Raw genomic sequence first — 25810 nt, 5'->3', positions numbered from 1 at the left:
TTTATTCTGTTGGGCCATATTGCCAGCGCGGTAAGCGTTTCTCCAGGAAGGCGGCCACCCCTTCACGCTGATTGGCATCGCTAAAGAGATCGAGAAACAGCGACCGCTCACGAGGCAAGGCGGCATCCCGCGGGCCACTGCGGCCCTGATTGATCAGGGTTTTGCAGGCGCGCAGGGCGCTCGGGCTCTGGCGCTCCACCAGATGGGCCATCTGGTGCGCCGCCTCCCATGCCTGACCGGTTTTCACCACCTCCTCCACCAGCCCCATCTCGTAGGCCAGCGAGGCACTCACCTTCTCACCGCAGAGGATCATCCGCTTGGCCCAGCCCGGCCCCACCAGCTCGGTCAGGCGCTGGGTGCCACCGGCACAGGGAAGCAAGCCCACCGAGGCTTCCGGCAGTCCCAGCAACGCCTGCTGCTCGGCGATGCGGATATCACAGGCCAGCGCCACTTCCAGGCCACCGCCCATGGCATAACCATTGATGGCGGCGATACTGACACCGTGAAAACGGGCCAGCGCCTCGAAGGCCTTGCCAAAGGCCTCGGCTACTTCGCGGGCCAGCTCGACATTCCCCTCGACAAACATATTGAGGTCGGCACCGGCGCAGAAAAATTTGTCGCCCGCACCACGGATCACCAGCGCCACCACATCGGGACGACTGTCGAGCTCCACCATCATCTGCAAAAAGGCCTGCAGGCTGGCGAGGGTCCAGGTGTTGGCAGGGGGATGGTCGAGGGTGATATAAGCCACGTGGCCATGATATTCGAGTCTGATCCTTGTCATAACATTGTCCTTGTCGATGAAGCTGCCGCCATGATGACAGGCTTGAATGACGCCAACCTGTGGCTGGCTCACAAAGCCGAAACCGGCATGGTGCAATCGGGTGGCAGGCAACACACCCTTGATGCGACCACCGGTTAGCCCAGCGACAAACCGGGATCGGCCAGCAGGCGGCGCGCGATGATGAGTCGCATCACCTCGTTGGTGCCCTCCAGAATGCGGTGTACCCGGGTATCGCGCAGATAGCGCTCGAGCGGATACTCGCGGATATAACCATAGCCGCCAAAGAGTTGCAGAGCCTCATCACAGATTCGATAACCCACATCGGTGGCAAACCGTTTGGCCATGGCACACCAGGCACTCTTGTCCGGTGCCCCGCGATCCAGCTTGTCGGCGGCCTGACGTACCAGCAAGCGGGCGGCAGCCAGCTCGGTCGCCATATCGGCCAGGCGAAACTGCACGCTCTGGAATTCACTGATCGGGTGACCAAATTGCTGGCGCTGCTGCACATAGGCCAGCGCATCGTCCAGTGCCTGCTGGGCAGTGCCCACCGAGCAGGTGGCGATATTGATGCGCCCCCCATCAAGCGCCTGCATGGCGAACTTGAACCCTTCCCCCTCTTCGCCCAACCGATAGCAGGCAGGAATGCGAACCCCATTGAAAACAACCTCCCGGGTCGGCTGGCTGTTCCAGCCCATCTTCTCTTCTGCCTTGCCGTAGCTCACGCCGGGGGCATTAGCCGGCACCATAAAGGCAGAGATCCCCTTCGCACCTTCACCACCGGTACGGGCCATCACCACCAGCACGTCAGTGCTGCCCGCTCCCGAGATAAAGACCTTGGTTCCCTCGATGAGGTAGCTATCACCCTCGCGAGTGGCTCGGGTCTTGAGTGCCGCAGCATCGGAACCCGCCCCCGGCTCGGTGAGGCAATAGGAGCCCAGCAGCTCGCCGCTGGCCAGTTTGGGCACCCACTCTTTGGCAACCTCGGTGGGCAACCAGCTACCCAGCATCCAGCTCACCATGTTGTGAATGGTCAGATACGCCGTGGTCGAGGTACAGCCCATGGCGAGGCGTTCGAAGATGAGGCTCGCATCGAGGCGCGGCAGCCCCAATCCGCCAAACTGCTCCGGGGTATAGAGACCACAAAAACCTAGCTCTGCCGCCTGCTTGATGGTCGGGATCGGAAACTCATGCTCCTTGTCCCAGCGCGCGGCATGGGGTTTGAGCGCCTCATCGGCAAAGGCGGCGGCCGCCTCCACATACGCCTGTTGATCATCTGTCAGGGTAAAATCCATCTCGTCTTTCTCTCCCTTGTTGCCCCGCGCTTTCTTCCCCGCGTTAGCGCTTTATGACGCGGCGCCCACACACTGGTCATTCGGATCTGCCACTATGGCGCTGTTGTCGTGGTAGCTGATGACGCACTCACTACCACGGCTTTATCGACACACAACAGATTAACAATTGATTTACGTTTACGCTAACGTAAACTTGTGGCAGAAGTGAAGTACAAAATGGACCGACCACTGCCAGCCGTAACGCCGAGTCAGCCGGTCGACCCAACCTTCCTACCCGACTGTCATATCCGCAAGGAGAGCATGGATGCAGATGGATGAGACCCTGAATGCCCTGACCGAACAGGTTGCGGCCTTCTGCCAGAAAGTGATCGCCCCGCGCGCCAGCGAGATCGATCAGAGCAACGCCTTTCCCCGTGATCTCTGGCCCCGGATGGGTGAGCTGGGGCTGCACGGCATCACGGTGGCGGAGGAGTATGACGGGGTGAACCTCGGCTATCTGGCCCACGTGCTGGTGATGGAACAGGTGAGTCGCGCCAGCGCCTCGGTCGGCCTCTCCTACGGCGCCCACTCCAATCTCTGCATCAACCAGATCCACCGCCACGGCACGGCAGAACAGAAAGCGCGCTACCTGCCGCCGCTGGTGAGCGGCGAGCATGTGGGGGCGCTGGCCATGAGCGAGCCGGGAGCCGGCTCCGATGTGGTCAGCATGCGCCTCACCGCGGAGCGCGAGGGCGATCACTTCGTGCTGAACGGCAACAAGATGTGGATCACCAACGGTCCGGATGCCGACACCTTCGTCATTTATGCCAAGACGGATGCCAGTGCGGGCCCCAAAGGGATTTCCGCTTTTATCGTCGAGACGGGCACTCCCGGTTTTTCTACCGCCCAGAAGCTCGACAAGTTGGGGATGCGCGGCTCCAGCACTTGCGAGCTGGTGTTCGACAACTGCCGAGTGCCGCAGGAAAACCTGCTAGGCACCCTGCACGGCGGGGTCAAGGTGCTGATGAGCGGGCTCGATTACGAGCGGGTGGTGCTGGCTGCGGGCCCCCTTGGCATCATGCAGGCCTGCATGGATGTAGTGCTGCCCTATGTGCGTGAGCGCAAGCAGTTTGGTCAAGCCATCGGCGAGTTCCAGCTGGTGCAGGGCAAGCTGGCCGACATGTATACCCGCCTCGCCAGCAGCCGGGCGCTGGTCTACTCGGTGGCGAGCGCCTGCGATCAGGGTCGCACCAGCCGTAAAGATTGCGCCGCAGCCATCCTGTTTGCCGCCGAAAACGCCACCCAGATGGCCCTCGACGCTATCCAGCTGCTCGGCGGCAACGGTTACATCAACGAATACCCCACTGGCCGCCTACTGCGGGACGCCAAACTCTACGAGATCGGCGCCGGTACCTCGGAGATCCGCCGCTGGCTCATCGGCCGCGAGCTGATGGGAGAAAATGCATGAGTCGTATCCACTCCCACCTTGACACGGCGAGCCCGGAATATGCGGCTAATCGGACCGCCATGCAGGGGCTGGTCGACGATCTCCATATCCGCATTGCCGAGATCGCGCTAGGGGGCGGCGCGGCCAACAACGCCCGCCATCAGGCCCGTGGCAAGCTGCTGCCCCGCGAGCGCATCAATCAGCTGCTGGACCCGGGCTCCCCGTTTCTCGAGCTCTCGGCGCTGGCTGGCTGGCAGGTCTATGACGAGCCGGTGCCCGCCGCCGGTATCATCACCGGCATCGGCCGGGTCTCGGGCAGGCTCTGCATGCTGGTGGTGAACGATGCCACTGTGAAAGGCGGCACCTACTACCCGCTCACGGTGAAAAAGCACCTGCGCGCCCAGGCCATCGCCGAGCGGCTGCGCCTCCCCTGCCTCTATCTGGTAGATTCCGGCGGCGCCTTCTTGCCGATGCAGGACGAGGTGTTCCCCGACCGGGATCACTTTGGCCGCATCTTCTACAACCAGGCCCGCATGTCGGCCCAGCATATCCCGCAGCTGGCGGTGGTGATGGGGCTCTGTACCGCCGGGGGAGCCTACGTCCCCGCTATGGCGGACGAATCCATCATGGTCAGGGAGCAAGCCACCATCTTTCTGGCGGGTCCGCCGCTGGTCAAGGCCGCCACCGGCGAGGAGATCAGCGCCGAGGCCCTGGGCGGCGCTGAAGTGCACTGTGCCCACTCCGGCGTTGCTGATCATATGGCCCGTGACGATGCCCATGCGCTGGCCATCGCCCGCACGCTGGTTACTCATCTGGGTAACGAGCCGATAGAGAGCAGCCCCGGCTACGAGCCCCCCTGCTACCCGATCGAGGAGCTCTACGGTCTGGTGGGCACCAGTCTCAAACGCCCTTACGACGCCCGCGAACTGATTGCCCGACTGGTGGATGGCTCTGACTTTGACGAGTTCAAGGCGCTGTTCGGCACCACACTGGTGACCGGCTTTGCCCGTATTTGCGGCATGGAAGTGGGTATCCTCGCCAACAACGGCGTGCTGCACAGCGACAGTGCCCAGAAGGGGGCCCACTTTATCCAACTCTGTAACCGGCGTGCCATCCCGCTGCTCTTTTTGCAGAACATCACCGGCTTTATGGTGGGGAGTAGCGCAGAAAAAGAGGGGATCGCCAAGCACGGCGCCAAGCTGGTCACAGCAGTGGCCTGCAGCCGGGTGCCCAAGATCACCCTGATCGTCGGCGGCAGCTTTGGCGCTGGCAACTACGGCATGTGCGGCCGCGCTTATGAGCCCGATTTTCTCTTTAGCTGGCCCAACAGCCGCATCTCTGTCATGGGGGGCGAGCAGGCGGCCGGGGTGCTGGTGCAGGTGCGTCGCGACAAGCTGACTGCCGAGGGCAAAGATTTGAGCGAGCAGGAAGCGGCCGCCATCCGTGCCCCGGTGATCGAACAGTATGAGCGCCAGGGTCACCCCTACTACGCCAGCGCCCGCCTGTGGGATGATGGCGTCATTGACCCGGCCCAGAGCCGCACCGTGCTGGCGCTGGCGCTCGCCGCCTGTCAGGGTGCCCACATTGAACCCGAGCAGTACGGCATCTTTCGGATGTAAGGAGCAAAACGATGTCAGATCCACTTACTTCCTCAGCACTTGGCTCTTCAACACAGGGCCCGTTTCGGCTGGAGCGGCACGGCCCGCTGGCCGAGCTGGTGCTGTCGCGCCCGGCCCGCCACAACGCCTTTGATGCCGACCTGATGCTGGGGCTGCTCGACTGCCTCGATGATCTGGCCCATCTCCATGGTCATGATCTCGCCGAACGCCCTCACGCCCTGCTGCTACGTGCCGAAGGCAAACACTTTTGCGCGGGCGCCGACCTCAACTGGATGCGTAATCTGGCCCACGCCGATTTCGAGCACAATCGCGAAGACGCCCGGGTACTGGCGCGGCTGATGCAGACCCTCGATGAGCTTCCCTTCCCTACGGTGGCGCTGGTGCAAGGGGCCGCCTACGGCGGGGCGCTGGGCCTCATCTGCGCCTGCGATCTGGTGCTGGCCAGCGACGATGCCCGCTTCTGCCTCTCTGAGGTGAGCCTGGGTCTGGTGCCTGCGGTGATTAGCCCCTACGTGGTACGAGCCATGGGAATGCGTCAGGCGCGCCGCTACATGCTCAGTGCCGAGCCGTTCGATGCCATTACCGCCTGTCGGCTCAATGTGGCGCATCAACTCTGCAAACCGGATCAACTGCTGGCGGAGGGACGGGCGCAGGCCCTTCGTCTGTGCCGCAACGGGCCGGAAGCGATGAAAGAGACCAAACGGCTGCTGGCGGCGATAGAGGCCCATCCTTCCCGCCTGCACGAAGAGAAAACTGTCGAGACCATTGCCCGGGTTCGGGTGGGGCTTGAAGCCCAGGAGGGGATGCAGGCCTTCTTTGACAAACGCCCTCCCGCCTGGCGTCCCCGTTTCAAGGATGAGACATGACCCATCACACTCAGATTAAACGCCTGCTGATTGCCAATCGCGGCGAAATCGCCGTGCGCATCATCAAGACGGCGAAACGCCTCGGCATTCACACCATCGCCCTCTACTCCGATGCCGACGCCCATGCCATGCACACCCGTCTGGCCGATGAGGCCTGGCATCTGGGGCCCGCACCGGCCAGAGAGAGCTATCTGGACACCGGCAAGGTGCTGAAGATTGCCAAAGAGGCGCGCGCCGATGCTATCCATCCCGGTTACGGTTTTCTGTCGGAAAACAGCGATTTTGCCACCGCCTGCGAACAGCGCGGCCTGCGCTTTGTCGGCCCAAGCGGCGCCGCCATTCTCGCCATGGGCGACAAATCGGGGGCCAAGGCGCTGATGCAGGCTGCCGGTGTACCTGTACTGCCTGGCTATCACGGCACGGATCAACGGCCGGACTTCTTGCGCGATCAGGCGAGCCAGATTGGCTTCCCGCTACTTATCAAAGCGGCCAGTGGCGGCGGTGGCAAGGGGATGCGCCGGGTCGATCAGCTGGCCGACTTTCACGAGTCGCTGGCAGCCGTCAAACGGGAAGCCAAGGCTGCCTTTGGTGACGATCTGGTACTGCTCGAGCGCTATCTGCCCCAGGCTCGCCACGTGGAAGTACAGGTCTTTGCCGATAGCCTCGGCAACGCCATCTATCTGGGGGACAGGGACTGCTCCTTGCAGCGACGCCACCAGAAGGTGATCGAAGAGGCGCCCGCCCCCGACATCCCTCCGGCTCTGCGCCGCGCCATGGGGGAGGCAGCCGTGGCCGCAGCCAAAGCCATCCACTATCAGGGGGCTGGCACCATCGAGTTCCTGCTCTGCAAGGATGAGTTCTTCTTTATGGAGATGAACACCCGGCTGCAGGTGGAGCATCCGGTCACCGAAACGGTGACCGGGCAGGATCTGGTGGCCTGGCAGCTGGCCGTGGCCGAAGGCAAGCCGCTGCCACTCACCCAAGAGGAAGTGGTGCTGCGCGGCCATGCAGTGGAGGCGCGCCTCTACGCCGAGGATGTGGCGGCCGGTTTTCTGCCCGCCAGCGGGCCTATCCACTGGCTCCACTGGCCCGTTGGCGTGCGCATCGACACCGGCGTCACCGCTGGCGATGAGGTGAGCCCCTATTACGATCCCATGATCGCCAAGCTGATCGCCCACGGCCAGAGCCGCACCGAGGCGTTCGCCCAACTGGCCGATGCGCTGGCGGCACTGGATCTCGGCCCGCTGGTGCACAACGGCGCGCTCTTGCTGCGCCTTTGTGAAGAGCCTGACGTCCTGGCCATGGGCCACCATACCCAGTGGCCCATTCCCACCACAGCGCAGCCCATTCCTGAACTCGCCTGGCCGCTGGCCACCCTCTGGCTGGCGAGCCGCCCTGCGGGCACCGCCCCCTGGCAGCAAGCCTGCGGATTTCGGCTAGGGCCGGCTCGCTGCTGGGCAGCGGCGGTACGCATTGGTGATGAGCACCGGGTATTGACCCTTAACGATCATGGCGGCCAGTTTGAGTGGCAAGGGGAGACCCGTTGCTACCAGAGAGGTGACGATAATATCCGGCTGCAGCAGGGTGACTGCTGGCAACAGATCCCCATTCAGACGGTCGCAGGCTCGGAGGCAGCCTTCATCATGACCCTAGGGGGCCAGCGCATCCGCTTCGCGGCCGATGATCAGCTGCACAGTCACTACCATGATCAGGCAAACGAGAAGGTGCAGGGCGCCATCGCCCCCATGCACGGCATCGTGGTAGCCGTGTTGGTCGAACCCGGCCAAACAGTCAGCAAGGGACAACCCCTGCTGGTGCTGGAGGCGATGAAGATGGAACACCAGTTGCGTGCAGAGCGGGATGGGGTAATTGAAACCCTGCAGTGCAAGCAGGGCGAGCAGGTAAGCCAGGGGGCCGTGCTGGTGCGCTTTGTCGAAGAGACTGCTTCACAGGAGGAACACCCATGAACCGATCACAGGACGTCCGTGACGACAGGGTCAGTCTGGTGGAGATGGGGCCGCGAGATGGCCTGCAAAATGAAGCTGCGCCCCTCTCCCTGGTACAGCGGCTGGAGCTGATCCAGCGCCTTACCGACAGCGGTCTGCAGCGCATCGAGGTCGGTGCCTTTGTCTCTGCCAAAAAGGTGCCGCAGATGGCGGACTCCGCAGCGCTGTTCGAGGCACTGCCGCGCAAGGGCTCAACCCGTTACGGCGCACTGGTGCCTAATCTGCAAGGCTTGCAGGCAGCCATTGCCGCCCGCGCCGATGAGATTGGCCTCTTCACCGCCTGCTCCGACGGTTTTACCCGCGCCAATATCGGCATCAGCGTGGAGGAGTCGCTGGTGCGCTTCGCCCCGCTGGTGCAGGAGGCGCGCCGCCTCGGCATCAAGGTGCGTGGCTACCTCTCCACCGTCATCGCCTGCCCGTTTGATGGCCCGACCCGCCCGAAACGGGTCGCCGCCATGGCCGAGCAGTTGCTGGATCTCGGCTGCCACGAAATTTCGCTGGGGGACACCATAGGCGTCGGCACTCCGGGCACGGTGGCGCCCATGCTGGATGCGGTGCTGCACGAGATCCCGGCGGGTCGACTCGCGGTCCATTTTCACGACACCTACGGCCAGGGGTTGGCCAACCTGCTACCCGCGCTGGAGCGCGGCATTCGCACCATCGACTGCTCGGTGGCGGGGCTTGGCGGCTGCCCCTATGCGCCGGGCGCCTCCGGCAATGTGGCGTCAGAAGAGGTGGTCTACCTGCTGCACGGCCTTGGCATGACGACCGGAGTGGATCTCGACAAACTGGCGGCCACCGGCCAGTGGGTCAGCGAGCAGCTCGCTCGCCCCAACGGCTCGCGGGTCGGTCAGGCCTTGCACGCCAATGCCGAACGGCTGCGTGCCCGCCTCTGCCAGCCACACGCCCAGCAACAGGAGTCATGACCATGTCCCGTTCCCTGCCCGGCAAGGAGGTCACCTACAGCATCTCGGAGCTGGCCCACGAGTTTGATGTTACGCCGCGCACCATCCGCTACTACGAGGACGAAGGGCTGCTCACCCCCCAGCGGGAGGGGCAAACCCGCATCTACAGCCATCGGGACAAGATCCGGCTCAAGTTGACCCTGCGCGGCAAACGGCTGGGGTTTAGCCTGGCCGAGATCCGCGAGCTGTTCGATATGTACGACACTGACAAATCGAGCAAAACCCAGCTCTACTCCATGATCCAGCTGATCGAGGAAAAGCGCCGTGCCCTGCACCAGCAGCTGGAAGATATCCAGATGGTGATGGCCGAGCTGGAAGCCGCCGAACAGCGCTGTGTTAATTCCCTTAACAGCTTGAAAACTGGCGCAGATTAACCGAATCTGGGAGCAAGCTATTGCCTTGGGGATCCCATGAGATATTGGTGCTGGTTTTTGCTCTTGTTCAGCCTCTCTGGCTGGAGCCATCCCCTCATCAAGGTTGGCGGATACCCCTATGCCCCCTTTGTGGTCAAACTCTCCGATTCCCGCTATGAAGGGCTGACGCTGGACCTCATCGCCAAGCTAAACGAGATCCAGCACGAGGTAAGATTCGTGTTTGTTCCCACCTCGGCCGCCAACCGTTACAAGGCGCTCGATCTGGGCCGTTTCTCGCTGATGCTGTTTGAAGACACCAAGTGGGGCTGGGACACAGATAAATTCAAGATAACAGCCCCCTTTCTCGGTGGTGGTGAGGTCTATGTGGCCCTGAACAAAACGGGCCGGGATCAGCGCTTTTTCGATGACCCCTCTCGGCATCATCTTATCGGGGTGACCGGCTACCACTACGGCGTCGGCCAGTTCAATGCTGATCCCCTCTACCTGCAGCGCAAGCTCAATATCACCCTGGTCAAGGACAACATCAGCGCCCTGCAAGCCCTGCTCAAAGGGCGTGGCGAGGTAGCCATTCTCAACGTTTCCTACCTTAACCAGTATCTGCTGGCCCATCCCGACACCGCCGACCTGCTGCTGATCTCGCAAAAATGGGATCAACAGTATCAACACCGCGCCATCCTTCACCCTGAGGCCCCCATTACCCCTGCCCAGCTGGAACAGTGGCTCGCAGCGCTGCAACAAAAGGGGGAACTGGATCGCCTTTGGACAAAGTACGGCGTACAACAGCACGCAACCCCATGATTACTATCCAGCTTTTCTGTACCATGGTGGGAACCAAATGGGAGTGCACCAAATGAACACCACCGAGCCCGCGTCCCCCAAGCTCCGCTTGCTGCGCTACCTTGCCTACGCTTTCCTGCTGCTTCTTATCCTGATCACCCTGCTGCTGTGGCAAACCCCCCGTCTGGTCCAGCGCTATCTGCCCGGCTGGCTGGCCGAGCACTACGGCCTGCAACTGACGCTGGGTGAGATTGACGTAGGGCTGCGCAACCCTTCTCTCACCCTCGGCGCGACTGCCCTGCTCGATGCCAAACAGCAGACCATCATCGGTTTTGAGCAGCTCTTTATCACCCCCGACCTGCAAGCCAGCTGGCAGCAGAAAGGGGTCGTGCTTTCCACCGTCACCCTGACCAAACCCGTGGTGCTGCTGCAACGGCTGACAGATAAAAAAGGAGATGTTCGACTCAACCTGACCGATGCGCTTGCCACCCTGCTCGCCCCTGCGCCCTCCCCCGAGCCCGAAACAGCCAGCGCCCCGCTACTGGTCGATATTGCCAGCGTCAATGTCACTGACGGGAATGTGCGCTATCAGGATCAACGCAAGGAGAGCGAACCCGGCTGGTTGCCGCCTCTCAATCTGGAGAAAGTGGCCCTCAAGCTCGATAACCTGCGCACCGAGGCAAATCACCCGACCGCCTATCAGCTGAACGCCGCCATCAACGGCAAAAGCAGCCTCGCTGCCCACGGCAAACTCGATGTGATGAGCGGCATGGGTCAGGGTAAGGTGAGCCTCAAGCAGGTCGAGCTGAAACCCTTCGCCCCGCTCTGGGCACCCTATCTCAAGCTGGATCTGGCCAAGGGCCACGCCAATACAGAGGTGGAGTACCAGCTTAAAGAGGGCAAGCAAGGGGTACTGTGGCAATTGTCCAAAGGCAAGCTGACGCTGGACAACTGGCAGCTTAAAAAACACAAGGGCGACGAATTTGCCCGCTTCGGCCAGCTAGCCCTGAGCGAATTGGCTGTCGATGGCCAGAAACAGTCGCTCCAGATCGGCAAGGTCACTCTGCAACAACCCCTGCTCAAGGCCACCCTCAACCCACAGCAGGAGCTGGATCTGGCTGACTTGCTGATTGAACAGGCCCCCGCCAAACCCGCCAAAGGGGCCCACGCCGCAAACGAGGTGGCCAACAATGCGGCGCCCAAGTCGGCACAACAAGCAAAGACAGCCGGTAACGGCAAGAAACATACGCCAGACAAACCCTGGCAGTGGCAGATCAAGCAGATCCTTATCGACAAGGGCGATCTCACTCTCACCGAATCGAGCAGCGGCAAACCGCAGGCACGCCAGCTCTCCGGCCTCAAGATGGCGTTGGGGCCACTGGGCAGCAAGGGGGAGCAACCGAGCAAACTGACTCTGGCCACCCAGTTCAACCAGAGCAGCCCCCTCGCCTTTGATGGCCAATTGACACTGACTCCTTTCACCTTAAGCGGCGACATCAACCAGCAGGGGCTGCCCCTGACGCTGGCACAGCCCTATCTGGCCGATCTGGTACGCATCAAGGTGCAAAACGGGCTGCTGAGCAGCAAGACCCGCCTCGATCTCGCCACCACCGCCCAGGGAGATCTCAGCAAGCTGACCCTGCAAGGGGGGCTCGATATCAACGGGCTCAAAGTAGTCGATCGGGCAGACAATCAGCGGCTGCTGGAGTTCAACACCCTGGCTCTCACCGGTCTGACGTACGACGGCATCAGCCAGCAGATGCGGATCAAGGACATTGCTCTGAACAAGCCCTTCGCTCGCATCGAGATCAACGAAGATGGCACCACCAACCTGCAACAGCTGCTGTTACCGCAGCCGGCGGCAACCAAAAGTACTCACGCGACGGCAGGCAGCAAGGCTCCTGACTTTCGTTTCACCATCGATCAGCTGCGCACCGAGCAGGGCAACCTGCGCTTTGCCGACCGCAGCCTGAGTCAGGATTTTGTGGCCGATATCGCCTCGCTGGGCGGCCAGAGCCGCCATATCAGCAATATTCCGGGGCAACGCTCCGATCTCGCCTTCAACGGCAAGGTGGATCGCTATGCGCCGGTGACCATTCGCGGCGGTACCAACTTGCTGGTGGCCAACCCGATCCTCGACATCGCGGTGGCCTTCCACAATCTGGAACTCACCACCTTTACCCCCTATTCGGGCACCTATGCCGGTTATGCCATCGACAAGGGGCAGCTTTCCATGAAGCTGCACTACAAGCTGGAGGGCAACCGGCTGGAGGGAGATAACGACATCACCATCAAGAAGCTGCAACTGGGCGAGAAGATCAAGAGCGATCAGGCCAAGGATCTGCCGCTGGGGCTGGCCATCGCCCTGCTGAGTGATGCCAACGGGGTGATACAGATGAACCTCAAGGTGAAGGGGGATCTCGATCAACCGGACTTCAGCATCGGCAATATCTTCTGGGATGTGCTGGGCAACACACTGAGCAAGGCGATCACCTCCCCCTTCTCCCTGCTCGCCTCGCTGGCCGATGGCACCGAAGATCTCGACGAACTTCCCTTCCTGCCGGGGGATCCCGATCTCACCCCCACCCAGCAGGAGAAACTGGTCAAACTGGCGCAGGCCCTCAAGGATAGACCCAAGCTCAGCATGAACATTCGTGGCAAGGTCAACTTCAACGAGGAGCGCCCCATCCTGCAACGGCAAAAGCTGGAGCGGGTACTGGCCAAGCTCACCGGCAATCAGGCGGATCTCGACCTGCTGGAACAGGACCCCGCCCTGCAAGAGGCGCTGGCCCAGGCCTATGAAGAGCGCTTTGGCGAAGATCTGGATGATCTGGCCGATCGCCTCCATCTGGATGAAGAGAGCGCGGCACTGAGGGCCCAGGCGGTGATCCTGCTGCGGGATCAGCAGCTCATCACAGCCAAATCCCTGCGCAATCTCGCCATGCGCCGGGCGCAAAATACCAAGGAGTTTCTGGTCGACAGCCAGGGGATCGCCCCGGAGCGGCTGTTCGTGCTCGACAGCCAGGTCAAGGAAGAGGACAAGGAAGCCAAAGTGATCCTGACACTGGATCAGTAAGGCCGCCGCACTGCGCAAATGCGTAATAAAAATACAACTCCTCAACTATTTTGACACCTTTTGCTCACCAAACAGCCTGTCCTGGTGAGCATTTGGCCTCTGATGCAAATAATCACGTAGTTTTTTTACGATTTATCCCCCTTGCCCCCTTGCGGGCACGCCACAGCCTGCCTAAAATCGCGCGTCTTTTGTTAACCCCCACCTCTATTTTTGGAGAACGCCACGTGAGCGAAAAATTGGCCAACCCTGCCCCTCTGGGTCTGATGGGTTTCGGTATGACCACCATCCTGCTGAACATCCATAACGCAGGTTTCTTCCCCATCAGCGCCATGATCCTGGCCATGGGCCTGTGCTACGGCGGCATCGCCCAGATCATTGCTGGCATCATGGAGTACAAGCGTGGCAACACCTTCGGTGTGACCGCGTTCACCTCCTACGGCCTGTTCTGGCTGAGCCTGGTGTTCCTGCTGATCATGCCGACCATGGGTCTGGCCGAAGCGACTCCACACGCCTACATGGGTTGGTATCTGCTGATGTGGGGCATGTTCACCCTGTTCATGCTGGTTGGCACCATCAACTACCCGCGCGCCAAGCAGTTCGTGTTCGCCTCCCTGACCGTGCTGTTCTTCTTGCTGGCCGCCCGTGACTTCACCGGCAGCACCCTGATCGGCACCATCGCCGGTTTCGAAGGCATCATCTGTGGCGCCAGCGCCATCTACCTGGCCATGGCCACCGTGATCAACGAGCAGTTCGGCCGCACCGTGATGCCGATCGGCGATCACAAGAAAGCCGCCGCAGTACAGCTGAAAGCCGCTGCCTGATAGGCAAGCCACTCAGATTGTGAAAAAGGCACCCTCGGGTGCCTTTTTGCTATCTCGAATAACCGTTCAACAGATCGATTATCAGTCAAGTGACTCGACGTCCACCTCCCCCGCCAGCAAGCGGGTCGCGGGGAAACGCAGTGCGGGATCCTGGCTAAAGAACTGGCTCAGTTGCCGGTATACCGCGGGATAGACCTGCTGCAGCCGCAGCGGATCGGTAAAGAAACACTCGCAGCAGACGGCGAAAAACTCCGCGGGATGTTCAGCAGCATAGGGATCGATGGCGGTCACTTCGTCCCGGTCGAGCTGCTGGCACAACTCGTCGAAGGCGGTCTGAAAGGCCTGCTGCCAGAGCTGACTGCTCATCTGCCCCGGCAACGGCGGCGCACCGTCCGCCTCACCGCCCAGCATGTCGAGCTTGTGAGCCAGCTCGTGGATCACCAGATTAAAGCCGTCCCAGTCACCATCCTGCTGCAGTTCGCTCCAGGCCAGCACCAGCGGCCCTTGCGGCCAGGATTCACCGGCGTTCTCCTCTTCAAACTCGCTCACCAGCCCGAACTCATCCTGTACTTCCTGGCGCCGGGTGACGGGCTCGGGAATGATGATGATTTCGTGAAAGCCGCGATACCAGTCAAGGCCGAGGTGCAGAATAGGCAACGCCGCCTGCAGCGCCAGCACCGCCTGTTGACGGCTGCTGAGCTCGACCCCGATCAGGGTCAGGGTCTTGCGCTTGAGCAGCTGTTGCCCCAAGCCGATAAGCATTGTCTGCTCGGTGTCGCTGAGCCCTTGCAAGATGGGCACAGCCGCCAGCGCCTGACGCCACAGCGCCAACTCATCCTCACTCATGGGCGTTTGCGGGCGACCACCCAGCCATTTGAACCATCCCAGCACGCCTACTCCTTCTTTTGATGCAAAAAACAGGTTACAACAGTTTGACGAACCGTTTCGGCCGCTCCTGATAATCCTGCGCCAGATAGAAACGGTGGGCCGCCTCGCGCTTGAGGCTACTGGATAGCTCCAGCTGGGCGCAACCTGCGGCCCGCGCTATCGCTTCGGCGCCCTTGACCAGGGCTGCGCCCACTCCCGCCCCTCTTGCCCCTTCATCGACAACCAGCGCCGAGATCAGGCCCCAAGCTGGTGCAACATGCAGCGGTGCCAGTTTGTGCCACACCAGCACACCGACCACTCTGTCGGCCAGGGAGGCGAGCAGCACAACGCTCGCGGGATCCGGCGCCAACAGGCGCGCCGTCACGTCAGCGCCTTCGGCAGGATACCCCAATTGGCTGAACAGGTGGGCGATGGCGCTCCCGTCGTCGGCCTCAGGGGGACGGATCGTCAACGTCTCAGGATCATTTTTCATTGTTGGCCTCATGTTTGCTTTCCATTGTGTTACGCCCGTCACATTGTCTGGCGCAGATCAACAAGGAGGATCTCATCTTTACTCATAGAAAACGCTGCCTGCCATTATCCCCCCACCCTTGTCAATTCACAAATTTGCAACAAGACAACATTTTTAGCTGGGAAGAATGGATGCAACTCGATATGTTACCTCCCATGCATGGCGCGGGTTTGCGCCCTGCCAAACCACTCGGAGCCACCCTCGTTTGCTTACCTCAGACTGTTAACAAATGAGCCCCTAACTGTGACAGAGAGCGAGGCCAAGATCTCGCCAAGACAGCGCCACAAACACAACAAAGGAGTTGTTGTACATGAATGAAATCGTCAATGCCATCAATGGTGTAATCTGGAGCCCTGCGCTCATCTACCTGTGTCTGGGGGTCGGTCTTTACTTCTCCCTGCGCACCCGTTTTTTGCAACTGCGTCATATGAAAGAGATGGTGCGCCTGATGTTTGATGGCAAGAGCACCGATGCCGGTGTCTCCTCCTTCCAGGCGCTGGCCATGACCCTGGCAGGTCGCGTGGGTACCGGTAACATCGCCGGTGTGGCCACCGCCATCACCTTCGGTGGCCCGGGCGCCCTGTTCTGGATGTGGATGGTTGCCTTCCTCGGCGCCAGCTCCGCCTTCGTGGAGTCCACTCTGGGTCAAGTTTACAAAGAGAAGATCAACGGTGAATACCGCGGCGGCCCGGCCTTCTATATCGAGAAAGGGCTTGGCATGAAGTGGTACGCCTGGACCTTCGCCATCGCGACCGTCTTCGCCTGCGGCGTGCTGCTGCCGGGCGTGCAGGCCAACTCCATCGGTTCAAGCCTGCAGACCGCCTTTAATATCGATCCGAACGTCACAGCCGCCGGTCTGGCGCTGCTGCTCGGCTTTATTATCTTCGGTGGCGTCAAGCGCATCGCCAACTTCGCCAGTACCGTAGTACCCTTTATGGCGCTGGGCTACATCATCGTGGCTTGCGTCATCATCGCCCTCAATATCGGCCAGCTGCCGGGCGTGATCCTGCTGATCTGGAAGAGCGCCTTCGGTCTGGATGCCGGTTTCGGTGCCATTCTGGGTCTGGCCATCATGTGGGGGGTAAAACGCGGGGTCTACTCCAACGAAGCGGGTCAGGGTACCGGGCCGCACGCCTCCTCTGCTGCGGCAGTGAGTCACCCGGCGAAGCAGGGTCTGGTGCAGGCGTTCTCCGTCTATATCGACACCCTGTTCGTCTGCTCCGCCACCGGCTTTATGCTGCTGATCACCGGCCTCTATAACGTACAAGGGCCGGACGGCGCCGCCATCTACACGGGTATTGCCGGTATCGCAGCAGGCCCGGGCTATGTGCAGACCGCCATGGAGAGCATGATGCCGGGCTTTGGCAGCATTTTCGTGGCCATCGCGCTGTTCTTCTTCGCGTTCACCACCATCGTTGCCTACTACTACATCGCCGAAACCAACATCGCCTACATCAACCGCAAGATAAATCGCCCCTGGCTCACCTTCTTGCTGAAGATTGCGCTGATGGCTGCCACTGTCTACGGCACCGTCAAGACGGCAGATCTGGCGTGGGGCATGGGTGATATCGGGGTCGGCCTGATGGCATGGCTCAACATCATCGCCATCCTGCTGCTGCAAAAAACCGCCTTCACCTGTCTGAAGGATTATGAAGCGCAGCAGGCACAAGGGATTGACCCCGTATTCCACCCGGAGAAGCTCGGCATCAAGAACGCCGATTACTGGGTGGGCAAACGCTCCGAAGAGAACCTGGAGCGGGAGAAATCGGGCCATCAGTTCGAGCCGGATCAGGATCGCAAGATCTCCTAAACCGACACGAAATAACCGTTCGATAAAAATGGCAGCCTCGGCTGCCATTTCTTTTTCCTGTCACCTCATCTCAGAGCGGATTGCGGCGCGGCCCGAAGGGCAGGCGCCAGCGAAACAGGCTGTTAAGGGTGGCCCGCCACTGATTGGGTCGCCCCAGGATCTGCTTTTGCAAGCGGGTCTCTTCCTTCAGCATCGCCTCATCGCTGCGGGCCCAGGCCTGACTGTAGAGCTGCTTGATCCCCGCCAGTGCATCCGGCGACTTGGTGATAAGAGTGCGGGCAAACTCCCGCGCCTCCACCAGCGGATCGGCGCAGACCCGACTCACCAGCCCGAGGGATTTGGCCTCGATGGCATCCAGCTCGCGCCCGCTCATGGCCAGCTCCATGGCGGTATCCACTCCCATCAGGTTGCGCATGGTGACGCTACCGCTCATATCGGGAATGATGCCCCACTTGATCTCCATCACCGAGAAGCGGCAATCGGGGGTGCTGAAGCGAAAATCGGCGCCGAGCGCAATCTGCAAGCCACCGCCAAAACAGACTCCCTGGGTCACCGCAATCACCGGCACCGGCAGCTGGTGCCAGCCATAGGCAACCCGCTGGGCCAGATTGGTCGCCTCGTCTGCTTCACGCTTGAGAATATCGAGCGCCGCTACCGGCTGTCTCAGCATGGATTTCACATCCAGCCCGGCGCAGAAGGCTCGCCCCTCGCCATGCAGGATCACCGCCCGCAGCCCCTTGTGCCGGGCGAGCTGCGTCAATGTCTCATCGATGGCGCTGAACATGGCGCGGTCCAGCGCATTGAGTTTATCCCCCCGCGTCAGCATCACTTCGGCAATCCCGTCGTGGATCTCGCACTTGATCCTTGGTTTTTCCATCTCCCTTGTCCTCCCCTTGATCCCTGAAACTGACTCACTGGTCATACCACCACGTTATCAGAGTGTGAACAGGCGGTACAGCTGAGACTAAAGTCGGCTGGTCGCCTCCCCCTCCCTTTGTCACACTGGGAGCTGCATGAGTGCCGCAAGCCAGCAGAGGACGCTGTCATGTCAACCCTGTTCAATTTTGCCAGACCACCGTTCGACCGACTGGATGAGGAGGCGCGCGAGCGGCTCTCCCGCCACCTCTCGCTCTGCTATTTTCGGGCCGGGGATCTGCTGCTCAAGGAGGGGGACGAGCCTCCCGGCCTCTATCTCATCATCAAGGGGGCGGTGGAAGAGTCGGCCCCTCACCATCAGTTTGGTGATTACGGGGTCGATGACCTGTTCGATGTGCGCGCCCAGTTTGACGGCCGCTGCCGCCACCGCTTCACCGCGCTGGAAGATAGCCTCTGCCAACTCATTCCTCGCCACACATTTCTGACGCTCTGTGAGCAGGATCCGCAGTTTGCCAGCTACTTCACCGCCAATCTGGCCGAGCGCCAACGCCAGCAGGAACAACGCGAACAACTGGGGCAGAAGAATCTGGCGGAGTTTATCCTGACACGCATCGAACCGGGCCACCTGCAGGCACCGCTTATCGTCGACAGCAGGCTGTCACTGCTGGCAGCTACCGAAGCCATGGTGAGCCAGGGGACAGATTGTCTGCTCTCCCCGGCCCACGACGGTTCGCTCACGCTGGCAACCCGCAAGACCTTGCTCCATGCCCTGACCCTCAAGGGATTGCCGCTGACGGCCCCCCTCTCGGTGCTGACCCCCACGCCGCTCATCGGTCTGCCGCTGGAGAGCTATCTGTTTGATGCCCTGCTGCTGATGACCCGCCATCGCATCAAGCGACTGGTGGTGTGGCGCGGCAACGAAGTGGCGGGGATCCTGCAACTGACCCAGGTGCTGGGGCTCTTCTCGACCCACTCCCACGTGCTGACATTGCGTATCGCCCGCGCCGACAGCCTGCCGGCACTGGAGGCGGTGGCCCGCGAGCAGCAACAATTGACCAGATCGTTGTTTGCCCAGGGGATCCACACCGCCTTTTTGATGAAGCTCATCGCCACCATCAACGAACAGCTTATCGCCAAAGCCTTTGCGCTGGTGATCCCCCCCGAGGTGCAGGATAAGGTCTGCCTGCTGATGCTGGGCTCGGAGGGGCGCGGCGAGCAGATCCTCAAAACCGATCAGGACAACGCCCTGATCCTGCCAGAGGGGCTGGCATGGCCCACCCAGGCAGCCGATCTGGCCGAATTCAGCGCCCTGCTGGAGCGCCTCGGCTACCCGCTGTGCCCCGGGCAGGTAATGGTGAACAATCCGGCCTGGGTAAAAACAGGCGATGAGTGGCAAAGCGCCATTGCCAGCGCCTGCACCACGGCCAGTGAGGAGGAGCTGCTCTGGCTCGCCACCCTGGCCGATGCTCACCCCATAGCGGGGGATCGACAGCTGCATCTGCCTGTTGCCAGAGCGCTGCGCGAGCAGTTGGCGGACAGGCGGGATCTGCTGGCGGAGATGGTGCGACCGGCGGTGGCCTTTCATGCCCCCCTCACTCTGTTTGGCAGGCTGGAGCAGCCACCGGAAGGGCTGGATCTCAAGCGGGGCGGCCTGTTTCCGCTGGTGCACGGTATCCGCATGCTGGCCCTTGAGGCTGGCATTCTGGAGACCTCAACCCTGGGGCGTATCGATGCGCTGGTGGCAGCCGATCGGCTCAGTGCCGACTATGGCAGCAATCTGGCAGAGGCGTTTCGGCTCTTTATCCGGCTGAGGCTGCGCAGCCAGCTCAAGGGGGGCAATAGTCGGGTGCAGACAAGCGAGCTTAGCCACAGCGAGCGGGATCTGTTGCGTCAGGCGCTGCATCAGGTTAAGAAGTTCCAGCAGTGGCTCACCTTGCACTTTCGTCTGAGACAATAGCCATGTTGAGCCGCGTTCGACGCTACTGGTATGGCCGTGCGTTCCGAACTGGCGAGTTCGCGCCGCTCTTTGCCACCCCACCGGAAGATGAACGGATCGCCCTCGATTTCGAGACCACCAGTCTCGATCCCGAGCAGGCCGAGATCGTCTCCATCGGGGCGGTGCGCATTCAGGGCAACCGGCTGCTGACCGGTGAGGCCCTCGCCATCAAGGTACAGCCACCGGCCAGCCTGACCAGCCAATCTGTGGTGATCCACGGTCTGCGCCATCAGGATCTGCAACAGGGAATGGAGCTGGAAGCCGCGCTGCGCCTGCTGCTCGACTATATCGGCCCGCGCGAACTGGTGGGCTATCACATCGCCTACGATCTGCGTATTCTCAATCTCGCCTGCCAAAAATTGTGGGGATTGACCCTGCCACAGCGAGGGATCGAGGTGAGCCAGCTTTATCATGACCACCTCTATCGCCGCTACCCCGATGCTGCGATTGACCTCCACTTGAGTGCCATCTGCCGTCACTTGGCGCTGCCCCCCCTGCCCGCCCACGATGCCCTTGCCGATGCCACCACGGCCGCGCTCATCTACCTGCGCCTGACCTGCGGCTCGCCGCTCACTTATCCCAAAGTCTAATTGTCGAGAAATAACATTTAATTCACATTTTGCTTACATGAGCAGATTGCCTGCTCGTCGGGGTTACCCCATCCACCGCTGACACTCATGTCATGGAGAACTGCAATGGAACAGCAAAGCTATCTGAGGATCCAGCAAGATCCCAACTTCCAGGAGCTGGTCGCCAAGCGCCAGCGTTTTGCCTGGGCCCTCTCGGCTCTGATGCTGGGACTCTACCTGGCGTTTATTCTGCTCATCGCCTTTGCCCCCGGTTGGCTCGGCACCCCCTTGAGCGAAGGGTCGACCATTACTCGCGGCATTCCTGTCGGGGTAGGATTGATCCTCTCCTCCTTCGTGTTGACCGGCGTCTATGTCTTTCGCGCCAACGGCGAGTTTGATGAACTGAACCAGAAGATCCTCAAAGGGGTGCAATCATGAAAGGCAAGTTGCTGCTGTTGACCTCACTGGCCTCCTCTCCCCTGCTGGCGGCCGATGCAATCTCTGGCGCCGTGGAGCGTCAGCCCCTTAATGTCGCCGCCATCGTGATGTTTCTGGTGTTTGTGGCCGCTACCCTGTTCATCACCTACTGGGCCTCCAAGCGCAACCGCTCGGCTTCCGACTACTATGCGGCCGGTGGCCGTATCACCGGCTTCCAGAACGGTCTGGCCATCGCCGGTGACTATATGTCCGCCGCCTCCTTCCTCGGGATCTCCGCGCTGGTCTACACCTCCGGCTATGACGGCCTCATCTACTCCATCGGCTTTCTGGTGGGCTGGCCCATCATTCTGTTCCTGATCGCCGAACGGCTGCGCAATCTCGGCAAATACACCTTCGCAGATGTCGCCTCCTATCGTCTGAAGCAGACTGAAGTGCGTACCCTCTCCGCCTGCGGCTCGCTGGTGGTGGTCGCCCTCTACCTGATCGCCCAGATGGTCGGTGCCGGCAAACTGATCGAGCTGCTGTTTGGCCTGCAATACCATGTGGCCGTGGTGCTGGTCGGTATCCTGATGGTGCTCTACGTGCTGTTTGGCGGCATGCTGGCCACCACCTGGGTGCAGATCATCAAGGCAGTGATGCTGCTCTCTGGTGCGTCCTTCATGGCCATCATGGTGATGAAGTCAGTCAACTTCGACATCGGCGCCCTGTTTAGCGAAGCGGTCAAAGTGCACGAGAAAGGCTCCGCCATCATGAGCCCGGGCGGGCTGGTCTCCGACCCCATCTCCGCCATCTCGCTCGGTCTGGCATTGATGTTCGGTACCGCCGGCCTGCCCCACATCCTGATGCGCTTCTTCACCGTAAGTGACGCCAAAGAGGCGCGTAAATCGGTGTTCTACGCCACAGGCTTTATCGGTTACTTCTACATTCTCACCTTCATCATCGGTTTTGGCGCCATCTTGCTGGTGAGCACCAACCCGGCCTTCAAGGATGCCACCGGCGCCCTGCTGGGCGGCACAAACATGGCAGCCGTCCACCTGGCTGATGCAGTGGGTGGAAGTCTGTTCCTTGGCTTCATCTCTGCCGTGGCATTTGCCACCATTCTGGCGGTAGTCGCCGGATTGACCCTGGCCGGTGCCTCTGCGGTCTCCCATGACCTCTATGCCAGCGTGTTGAAGAAGGGCAAGGCCAACGAGACCGATGAACTGCGCGTCTCCAAGATGACGACTCTGGTGCTGGGTGTGGTTGCCATTGGTCTGGGGATCCTGTTCGAGAAGCAGAACATCGCCTTCATGGTCGGTCTGGCCTTCTCCATCGCCGCCAGCTGCAACTTCCCGGTGCTGTTCCTCTCCATGTTCTGGTCACGCCTGACCACCCGTGGCGCCGTCTACGGTGGCTGGCTGGGACTGGCGAGCGCAGTGACCCTGATGATCCTGGGTCCGACCGTGTGGGTGAAAGTGCTGGGCCATGCCCAGGCCATCTTCCCCTACGAATACCCTGCCCTCTTCTCCATGGGGTTGGCATTCATCGGGATCTGGTTCTTCTCCATCACTGACAGCTCCCAGAACGCCGCCGACGAGCATGCCAAGTTCCTGCCGCAGTTCGTTCGCTCCCAGACCGGGCTGGGTGCCTCTGGCGCCACCTCCCACTAACAGATCAAGTTCATCCTTCCAAGCCGGCTTCGCGCCGGCTTTTTTTATTGCCCATCAATCGGCTGCACGCCCCGCTTGCCCCGATCAAGATCACACTTCTCGCTAAAACTTTCGGGGGATCTGTGCCATAATGCGCGCCATTTGACAGACCAATCGGGACACATACCTTGTTAAGTAGCAACAACACTACCAATTAAGCCGCATCCCGCGAAAGCCGCGCCACTCCTGTGTTTTTCCTCATTTTTTCCATCACGCCCCCCTTCAGCACCACCTCATTTGCCCGTAAATTCCCTCTCGATTTGCCCCAAAATTGCCCCAAGAATGCAGCCCCACCACTAGACCAAATCGCAGGCATATAAAAGCCCGCTCAATGGCGGGCCAATCCGAACCGGCTGCATCACTTATGAAGCAGCGTTCAGCTCATCGCGAAGTCTTTCAAGAATGCGCGCGATTTTCTCTTCCTCCACCCTTGTCAGGTCCAAAGTCTCAAGAACGTGTTCTAGCTCAGTTAATGAATCCATCCGGTCTGGTCCCCGCTTATCTGCTCTCAGTCTCTCGACTGTGAAATACTGTATGCCCATACAGCACCAAAGCGAATTTACCACTTTTTGAAGACCGAGTGGAGCACTATCTTTGCTCACCACTCCCACCCATGTCAGTTCAGATAACAAACCCCGTACTCTATTGCTCGTCATACAACCGCTACACTCCGTCATTACAGTGATGCGCGGTGATCTCGCTGTGCGTTCTACTCGTTATTATTAACCTACAATTTATATGACCTGCATGTGCCATTACTGAGCAATTGCACTATGCGCGTCTCAGATATGGGACAAAGACAAAAACATGATCCAGAGCACGGTTTGCCACCACGGATAAGGAATGCCTATGAAGCGGTATCTGACCAGCTCTAGCCTCGATTATGTTCATCGCACCAAGAAGAAGGTGCGCTCGCTGATGGTCGAGCGAAAACTGAGCCAGTCCAAGATCAGCAAGCTGACAGACATCCCCCGCTCCAGCATCTCTCGATGGCTATCGCCACATCACGATGACTTCATGGGATTGGCCGAGGCCGTCATGGTCTCGACCGCAATGGGGATATCAGTCCAGGCCATCCTTGCAGACCCGGACTGGAGCGTTTCAGATGATGAGCACATGGGGCTGATCAATCGCGCAGCGCGACTGCCGAAGCCACACCTGGCGTCGATGCTGAATTGCTATGCCGAAATACTTGGGGTTCGGGTGGGATAAGGGGCGAATGCTCGCCCCTGCGCTATCTTACTCATCGGAGCCTTGGCGTGATTCATCCCAGCCGCAACAATCCTTCAACTGCTCAAGGATGTTGGCGATTTCGGCACGAGTGAGGCGGGTAAGATCAAGCGATTCAATGATTTCTTCAAGTTCAGTCACGAGGGAAATGGGGTTCATTGCGAACTCCTGATAGCAAAGTTGCATGGGGTGACATCCCCAGGCACGCCTTGCTCACCTCTCAGGCGAACACCTGATTAATGAGAGCGACGTATACTGACCACCCATACCTCCAGTTCGTTAATGAAACAAACAACGAGACCATATTATCAGTATGGTGCTATGGTTTGCCACATCCCTACCAGGATCTTGTAGTTTTCAATAGGCAATAAAAATGGGGATGAAGCCCAACCATTATCACTCTTTCAAGAGTCATGTGTACTATACACGCTGTGATCTTGGTCACTGAAGCGCAGTCTAAAACGATCAAAAATTGAACTTTGCTGATAGAAAAAGGAGAGTCTTGATGCGATTTACAACAACAGTAACGGCATGTTTGCTACTATTTACAGGCGTAGCATCAGCTGAGTGCATTGGCACAGGAAACCTAAAAACATGCTTCGATGACAGTGGCAACACCTATACCGTCCAGAAGTTTGGTAACTCCACCTATGTTGATGGCCAAAACTCTAGAACCGGATCAACTTGGAGCCAGCACAGCCAGAAGATAGGAAATAGCACTTACACCACCGGGCAAGATGCTGATGGTAATTCATGGGATAGCACAGCCACAAAGATGGGAAGCTCTACCGTAATTAATGGAACAGACAGCGAAGGGGATTCCTTTTCTGTTATTTGCAATGAACATGGATGTTATTAATGAATTTAAAATGGTGTTGTGGGTAACGTGTAGTATAGCTAAAAAAGCTGATCAAGCGCCGCGATAGCAAATCCAACCAGGACAAAGAAGAAACTGAATGCCATAAAGTCATCCAGATCGCTCCGGCTGGATTTGCTAAAACACCAACACCCGGCAGCAAAGGGTATCAGCGCCATGGTGAAGCTAAAGCTGAACGCCTTAAGCGCCATCACCATCATTATCAACGTAAACAGTATCCACATGCAGCACTCCTCCTTGAATATGTCCTTAGCTTCCAACACAACGGGTGAGCATTCAAGGGCCGCAGATCATCTACTTCTCGCTACTGGAAGGTATCCCATCAATTTCAATCCATCTAAGAAACTTGCATATGTTAAAATACTTTCGTCTCTCTGAATGCATATGTCCATGTAATAACCAGAGGAATGGAAGGATACCAAATAGGATGGACACAGCAACTGCCAGTACATAACCACTGTTGTTTTTTACATACTCGACAGATAAAAATATCGATACAAGGCTAGATAACAACAATATAAACATGGGGCTTTGAAGAACGTTTGAAACTTCCATTTTTATAAACCTAGCATCATACCATGCAATCAGACTTCCTATGGGTACTTCTGATAATTGTTGGTTAGACTTGAAATCACGGCTAAACAGTCTATAGCGAGCATAAAGCTCTCGCTCAGATACAGATAATGAGTTAGCACCGCTAATACTCTGTCCATTTTTCCATGAAAGCACATAGCCAACAACATAAGCAGTTACGAACTCTGTCACTACAGTAATGGCTAAATTATAAAGGCTTCCGTATGTCGTAAAAAATGCAATCGCAGATATGGCGGCATAAAGTGACAAACCGGTAATGACCCACTTCATATGCCCATTTCGCCTAAGCATTGCAATTCTGCTACAACTCCGATAAAGGCGAAAAAG

The 25810-nt window shown here is 59.5% G+C and carries 24 protein-coding genes; 16 read left to right on the top strand and 8 right to left on the bottom strand.

Annotation, left to right across the window (positions count from 1 at the left end; genetic code table 11):
- Position 1 precedes the first annotated feature (1 nt).
- Both G5179_RS00730 and G5179_RS00725 read right to left on the bottom strand, forming a co-directional pair.
- Positions 2–784: an enoyl-CoA hydratase gene (locus tag G5179_RS00730; protein ID WP_100647261.1), complete on the bottom strand. Its 783-nt coding sequence runs from the start codon at positions 782–784 to the stop codon at positions 2–4.
- Between the two features lie 134 nt (positions 785–918).
- Positions 919–2076: an acyl-CoA dehydrogenase family protein gene (locus G5179_RS00725; RefSeq protein WP_421257665.1), complete on the bottom strand. Its 1158-nt coding sequence runs from the start codon at positions 2074–2076 to the stop codon at positions 919–921.
- A gap of 304 nt (positions 2077–2380) precedes the next feature.
- Between G5179_RS00725 and G5179_RS00720 the strand changes: the two genes are divergently transcribed.
- The 9 genes from G5179_RS00720 (at position 2381) to G5179_RS00680 (ending at position 14006) form a co-directional block, all read left to right on the top strand.
- A complete protein-coding gene (locus G5179_RS00720; RefSeq protein ID WP_227340681.1) occupies positions 2381–3523 on the top strand; it encodes an isovaleryl-CoA dehydrogenase in 1143 nt (380 codons plus the stop codon).
- Positions 3520–5121 (top strand): carboxyl transferase domain-containing protein, encoded by a 1602-nt coding sequence (locus G5179_RS00715; RefSeq protein ID WP_421257664.1) that lies wholly within the window; start codon positions 3520–3522, stop codon positions 5119–5121. Before G5179_RS00720 ends, G5179_RS00715 begins: the two co-directional genes overlap by 4 nt.
- An 11-nt stretch (positions 5122–5132) precedes the next feature.
- Complete coding sequence (locus tag G5179_RS00710) at positions 5133–5987, top strand: enoyl-CoA hydratase-related protein (RefSeq protein WP_058057197.1); 855 nt, start codon at positions 5133–5135, stop codon at positions 5985–5987.
- Positions 5984–7954: an acetyl/propionyl/methylcrotonyl-CoA carboxylase subunit alpha gene (locus tag G5179_RS00705; protein WP_421257663.1), complete on the top strand. Its 1971-nt coding sequence runs from the start codon at positions 5984–5986 to the stop codon at positions 7952–7954. The genes G5179_RS00710 and G5179_RS00705 overlap by 4 nt, the downstream gene beginning before the upstream one ends.
- On the top strand, positions 7951–8919 hold the full coding sequence (locus tag G5179_RS00700; protein WP_064337796.1) for a hydroxymethylglutaryl-CoA lyase: 969 nt from the start codon (positions 7951–7953) through the stop codon (positions 8917–8919). Before G5179_RS00705 ends, G5179_RS00700 begins: the two co-directional genes overlap by 4 nt.
- Before the next feature lie 2 nt (positions 8920–8921).
- On the top strand, positions 8922–9332 hold the full coding sequence (locus G5179_RS00695) for a MerR family transcriptional regulator (RefSeq protein WP_421254079.1): 411 nt from the start codon (positions 8922–8924) through the stop codon (positions 9330–9332).
- A 36-nt stretch (positions 9333–9368) separates the two neighbouring features.
- Positions 9369–10130, top strand: coding sequence for a substrate-binding periplasmic protein (locus tag G5179_RS00690; protein ID WP_421257662.1), 762 nt, complete (start codon positions 9369–9371; stop codon positions 10128–10130).
- 52 nt (positions 10131–10182) lie between these two features.
- The gene (locus G5179_RS00685; RefSeq protein WP_421257661.1) at positions 10183–13185 is read left to right on the top strand and encodes a DUF748 domain-containing protein; all 3003 of its coding nucleotides are present in this window, start codon (positions 10183–10185) and stop codon (positions 13183–13185) included.
- Positions 13186–13409: 224 nt separating this feature from the next.
- Entirely contained in the window at positions 13410–14006 is a 597-nt protein-coding gene (locus G5179_RS00680; RefSeq protein ID WP_005336948.1) for an acetate uptake transporter, read from the top strand.
- Positions 14007–14087: 81 nt separating this feature from the next.
- On the opposite strand, the gene G5179_RS00675 is transcribed toward G5179_RS00680, so the two are convergent.
- Positions 14088–14852, bottom strand: coding sequence for a zinc-dependent peptidase (locus tag G5179_RS00675; protein ID WP_421257759.1), 765 nt, complete (start codon positions 14850–14852; stop codon positions 14088–14090).
- A 76-nt stretch (positions 14853–14928) separates the two neighbouring features.
- On the bottom strand, positions 14929–15366 hold the full coding sequence (locus tag G5179_RS00670; RefSeq protein WP_421257660.1) for a GNAT family N-acetyltransferase: 438 nt from the start codon (positions 15364–15366) through the stop codon (positions 14929–14931).
- A 349-nt stretch (positions 15367–15715) separates the two neighbouring features.
- Between G5179_RS00670 and G5179_RS00665 the strand changes: the two genes are divergently transcribed.
- Positions 15716–17215, top strand: coding sequence for an alanine/glycine:cation symporter family protein (locus G5179_RS00665; RefSeq protein WP_100645999.1), 1500 nt, complete (start codon positions 15716–15718; stop codon positions 17213–17215).
- A gap of 70 nt (positions 17216–17285) precedes the next feature.
- Here G5179_RS00665 and G5179_RS00660 read toward each other — a convergent pair whose 3' ends face one another.
- The gene (locus G5179_RS00660; protein ID WP_216953774.1) at positions 17286–18092 is read right to left on the bottom strand and encodes a crotonase/enoyl-CoA hydratase family protein; all 807 of its coding nucleotides are present in this window, start codon (positions 18090–18092) and stop codon (positions 17286–17288) included.
- A gap of 168 nt (positions 18093–18260) precedes the next feature.
- Here G5179_RS00660 and G5179_RS00655 point away from each other — a divergent pair, with 168 nt between their 5' ends.
- The 5 genes from G5179_RS00655 to G5179_RS00635 all read left to right on the top strand — a co-directional run bounded on the left by G5179_RS00655 (position 18261) and on the right by G5179_RS00635 (position 23994).
- On the top strand, positions 18261–20048 hold the full coding sequence (locus G5179_RS00655; protein ID WP_319920701.1) for a putative nucleotidyltransferase substrate binding domain-containing protein: 1788 nt from the start codon (positions 18261–18263) through the stop codon (positions 20046–20048).
- 2 nt (positions 20049–20050) lie between these two features.
- Positions 20051–20677, top strand: coding sequence for a 3'-5' exonuclease (locus G5179_RS00650; RefSeq protein ID WP_202005986.1), 627 nt, complete (start codon positions 20051–20053; stop codon positions 20675–20677).
- A 105-nt stretch (positions 20678–20782) separates the two neighbouring features.
- On the top strand, positions 20783–21094 hold the full coding sequence (locus G5179_RS00645) for a DUF485 domain-containing protein (protein ID WP_040068110.1): 312 nt from the start codon (positions 20783–20785) through the stop codon (positions 21092–21094).
- Complete coding sequence (locus tag G5179_RS00640) at positions 21091–22743, top strand: cation acetate symporter (protein ID WP_040068108.1); 1653 nt, start codon at positions 21091–21093, stop codon at positions 22741–22743. Before G5179_RS00645 ends, G5179_RS00640 begins: the two co-directional genes overlap by 4 nt.
- 888 nt (positions 22744–23631) lie before the next feature.
- On the top strand, positions 23632–23994 hold the full coding sequence (locus tag G5179_RS00635) for a transcriptional regulator (protein ID WP_421257659.1): 363 nt from the start codon (positions 23632–23634) through the stop codon (positions 23992–23994).
- A gap of 27 nt (positions 23995–24021) precedes the next feature.
- Here G5179_RS00635 and G5179_RS00630 read toward each other — a convergent pair whose 3' ends face one another.
- On the bottom strand, positions 24022–24171 hold the full coding sequence (locus G5179_RS00630; RefSeq protein WP_421257658.1) for a hypothetical protein: 150 nt from the start codon (positions 24169–24171) through the stop codon (positions 24022–24024).
- A 346-nt stretch (positions 24172–24517) separates the two neighbouring features.
- Here G5179_RS00630 and G5179_RS00625 point away from each other — a divergent pair, with 346 nt between their 5' ends.
- Positions 24518–24871 carry a hypothetical protein gene (locus G5179_RS00625; protein ID WP_421257657.1) on the top strand — a complete coding sequence of 118 codons (354 nt, stop codon included), beginning with the start codon at positions 24518–24520 and terminating at the stop codon, positions 24869–24871.
- Positions 24872–24909: 38 nt separating this feature from the next.
- Here G5179_RS00625 and G5179_RS00620 read toward each other — a convergent pair whose 3' ends face one another.
- On the bottom strand, positions 24910–25113 hold the full coding sequence (locus G5179_RS00620) for a hypothetical protein (protein WP_421257656.1): 204 nt from the start codon (positions 25111–25113) through the stop codon (positions 24910–24912).
- Positions 25114–25183: 70 nt separating this feature from the next.
- Complete coding sequence (locus G5179_RS00615) at positions 25184–25753, bottom strand: hypothetical protein (protein WP_421257655.1); 570 nt, start codon at positions 25751–25753, stop codon at positions 25184–25186.
- Positions 25754–25810: the final 57 nt, after the last annotated feature.

The organism is Aeromonas sp. 600886 (assembly GCF_049174935.1).
GTDB lineage: Bacteria > Pseudomonadota > Gammaproteobacteria > Enterobacterales > Aeromonadaceae > Aeromonas > Aeromonas veronii_A.
The sequence above is the reverse complement of the archived record's forward strand: the minus strand, read 5'-3'. Positions and strand labels throughout refer to the sequence as shown.

Bases quoted from the DNA above. Each gene is read 5' to 3' on its own strand.
- G5179_RS00730 (WP_100647261.1), bottom strand. From the start codon at position 784: ATGACAAGGATCAGACTCGAATATCATGGCCACGTGGCTTATATCACC.
- G5179_RS00725 (WP_421257665.1), bottom strand. From the start codon at position 2,076: ATGGATTTTACCCTGACAGATGATCAACAGGCGTATGTGGAGGCGGCC.
- G5179_RS00720 (WP_227340681.1), top strand. From the start codon at position 2,381: ATGCAGATGGATGAGACCCTGAATGCCCTGACCGAACAGGTTGCGGCC.
- G5179_RS00715 (WP_421257664.1), top strand. From the start codon at position 3,520: ATGAGTCGTATCCACTCCCACCTTGACACGGCGAGCCCGGAATATGCG.
- G5179_RS00710 (WP_058057197.1), top strand. From the start codon at position 5,133: ATGTCAGATCCACTTACTTCCTCAGCACTTGGCTCTTCAACACAGGGC.
- G5179_RS00705 (WP_421257663.1), top strand. From the start codon at position 5,984: ATGACCCATCACACTCAGATTAAACGCCTGCTGATTGCCAATCGCGGC.
- G5179_RS00700 (WP_064337796.1), top strand. From the start codon at position 7,951: ATGAACCGATCACAGGACGTCCGTGACGACAGGGTCAGTCTGGTGGAG.
- G5179_RS00695 (WP_421254079.1), top strand. From the start codon at position 8,922: ATGTCCCGTTCCCTGCCCGGCAAGGAGGTCACCTACAGCATCTCGGAG.
- G5179_RS00690 (WP_421257662.1), top strand. From the start codon at position 9,369: ATGAGATATTGGTGCTGGTTTTTGCTCTTGTTCAGCCTCTCTGGCTGG.
- G5179_RS00685 (WP_421257661.1), top strand. From the start codon at position 10,183: ATGAACACCACCGAGCCCGCGTCCCCCAAGCTCCGCTTGCTGCGCTAC.
- G5179_RS00675 (WP_421257759.1), bottom strand. From the start codon at position 14,852: ATGAGTGAGGATGAGTTGGCGCTGTGGCGTCAGGCGCTGGCGGCTGTG.
- G5179_RS00670 (WP_421257660.1), bottom strand. From the start codon at position 15,366: ATGAAAAATGATCCTGAGACGTTGACGATCCGTCCCCCTGAGGCCGAC.
- G5179_RS00665 (WP_100645999.1), top strand. From the start codon at position 15,716: ATGAATGAAATCGTCAATGCCATCAATGGTGTAATCTGGAGCCCTGCG.
- G5179_RS00660 (WP_216953774.1), bottom strand. From the start codon at position 18,092: ATGGAAAAACCAAGGATCAAGTGCGAGATCCACGACGGGATTGCCGAA.
- G5179_RS00655 (WP_319920701.1), top strand. From the start codon at position 18,261: ATGTCAACCCTGTTCAATTTTGCCAGACCACCGTTCGACCGACTGGAT.
- G5179_RS00650 (WP_202005986.1), top strand. From the start codon at position 20,051: ATGTTGAGCCGCGTTCGACGCTACTGGTATGGCCGTGCGTTCCGAACT.
- G5179_RS00645 (WP_040068110.1), top strand. From the start codon at position 20,783: ATGGAACAGCAAAGCTATCTGAGGATCCAGCAAGATCCCAACTTCCAG.
- G5179_RS00640 (WP_040068108.1), top strand. From the start codon at position 21,091: ATGAAAGGCAAGTTGCTGCTGTTGACCTCACTGGCCTCCTCTCCCCTG.
- G5179_RS00635 (WP_421257659.1), top strand. From the start codon at position 23,632: ATGAAGCGGTATCTGACCAGCTCTAGCCTCGATTATGTTCATCGCACC.
- G5179_RS00630 (WP_421257658.1), bottom strand. From the start codon at position 24,171: ATGAACCCCATTTCCCTCGTGACTGAACTTGAAGAAATCATTGAATCG.
- G5179_RS00625 (WP_421257657.1), top strand. From the start codon at position 24,518: ATGCGATTTACAACAACAGTAACGGCATGTTTGCTACTATTTACAGGC.
- G5179_RS00620 (WP_421257656.1), bottom strand. From the start codon at position 25,113: ATGTGGATACTGTTTACGTTGATAATGATGGTGATGGCGCTTAAGGCG.
- G5179_RS00615 (WP_421257655.1), bottom strand. From the start codon at position 25,753: ATGAAGTGGGTCATTACCGGTTTGTCACTTTATGCCGCCATATCTGCG.